Origin of the sequence: Corallococcus sp. CA047B, assembly GCF_003612065.1 — a bacterium.
Lineage (GTDB): Bacteria > Myxococcota > Myxococcia > Myxococcales > Myxococcaceae > Corallococcus > Corallococcus praedator.
Map to the genome: position 1 here is coordinate 1 of NZ_RAWD01000646.1, position 1,399 is coordinate 1,399.

The window sequence follows — 1,399 nt, forward strand, 5'->3', positions numbered from 1 at the left end:
GGATACGCGGAGCCGGGCGCGGCGCGGGTGACGCACTGGCCCGCCGCCAGGGGCGGGGCGCTCACGTTGGCCACCAGCACCTCGGTGGCGGGACGGGGCATCGTCCCCGGGGCCCCCAGCGAAGGCACCGACGACAGGAACACGGCCACGTCGGACGAAATCGACGGCGCCGTGCCCTCGTTGCACACCGTCACGGACGCGGTGAAGGCTCCGCCCATCCGAACACTCGCGGGTCCCGTCACGGAGCGGACGACGAGGTCCGGTCCCAGGCCGAAGCCGACAAGCCCCCGGACGAAGGTGTTGTTGTCCTCGCGCAGCTCCAGGACGCTGTTCGACGCGTCCGCGATGGCGCCCAGGTACAGCGGCGCGTTCGCCGTGGCGGCCGGGGGCGGATGGGCGGTGCCCGTCAGCGACACCGTGCGGCACACGCCCGCGAGCAGGCCGCTGATGCCCTGCCCCGCGACCATGAACTGCGTGGGGGGCGGAATGGGACCGGTGGGAAGCGACAGGCTGTTCACCGTGGACAGGTGCAGTTCCACCGACCCGTTGCTCGCGGCCTCCGTGCCCACGTTGCACACGGTCGCGGTGGCGGTGAAGGACTGGCCCGGGCTCAGCGACGCCGGCCCGTCCAGCCGGGTGACGACGAGGTCGGGCCGGATTCCCACGCCCAGCAGGCCCCGGACGAAGCCGTTGTTGGATTCATCCGACTCCACCACCCGCTGTCCGGTGTCGATGCTCGCGCCCAGGAAGTAGACGCCGTTGCCCGTGAAGCCGGTGGGAGGATTGGCCGGGACCGTCAGCGAGCGGCTGACGCACTGGCCCGCGCCCAGCGGCCCCACGTCCACCTCGCCCAGTGTCATCTGGGCCGTCGAGGGCGGCGAACCGGGAAGGGGCACCTGCTGGGTGGGCGTGGTGGACAGGTACACCTGGAGCAGGTTGCTCCCCGACGGGTTCGCGGGGTCGGTGCCCGTGTTGCAGACCTTCGCGGTGACAAGGAGGGGCTCACCGGGCCGCGCGTTCTCCGGCGCCTGCAACTCCGTGATGCGCAGGTCCGGGCCATATGTGAGCGCGTGCGAACGCGCCTGGAGCGACGGTGACTCCGGGCCCTCTCCACAGCCGGTGAGACCCAAGGCTCCAGCGAGGAACCAATATGAAGACATCCATGACGACCTGCGCCGTGACATGCGTGCTCCTGAGGAATGAAGGGGGATGACCGCGTCCGCCATGTGCCATGGCGCAGCCGGTCCGACAGACATCTTCTGAAGCCCTGAAGTTCCGTCAAGACACGAAAATCACAATAATTCACCGTCTCATTTCCTGAGACAGCCTGTGTCTGTCTTCACTCCACCCGGCACGTTGGAGCCCCACCAATCCCTCACACCCATGGGCGGGGAGGGAT

1 protein-coding gene is annotated in these 1,399 nt (G+C 69.3%); it reads right to left on the reverse strand.

Annotated elements, in window-relative coordinates:
• Nucleotides 1-1,160: CARDB domain-containing protein (locus tag D7X74_RS41900; RefSeq protein ID WP_304984953.1), on the reverse strand; the 1,160-nt coding region annotated here is incomplete at its 3' end.
• Nucleotides 1,161-1,399: the final 239 nt, after the last annotated feature.